This is a genomic window from Shewanella sp. TB7-MNA-CIBAN-0143 (assembly GCF_040310065.1).
GTDB lineage: Bacteria > Pseudomonadota > Gammaproteobacteria > Enterobacterales > Shewanellaceae > Shewanella.
Genome location: NZ_JBEOPL010000125.1, coordinates 1 through 254 on the forward strand (window position 1 = coordinate 1; position 254 = coordinate 254).

Below are 254 nucleotides of genomic sequence, written 5' to 3' on the forward strand. Positions count from 1 at the left end.
GCATTAACAGTTCGGTGTAACCTAAAATAGACGATAGAGGGGTACGTAACTCATGGCTCAAATGAGCTAAAAATCGATCTTTTGAACGATTTTCGGCTTCAGCTTTTAAGCGTTCAACTCGCTCACCTTCTACATCTTTACGCGCTAAAGCATAACGAATAGCACGCGCAAATCGGCTCGAACTCATTTCTGTTTTAATTAAGTAATCAACGGCGCCCGCATCAAGCGCAGCTGAGTCTAACTCATCATTAGAT

Annotated in this window: 1 protein-coding gene; it reads right to left on the reverse strand. The window is 42.5% G+C overall.

The window, feature by feature from the left end; all coding sequences use genetic code 11:
• Positions 1-254 (reverse strand): sensor histidine kinase (locus AAEY97_RS21380; RefSeq protein WP_351001374.1); only part of this gene is annotated, 254 nt, incomplete at both ends.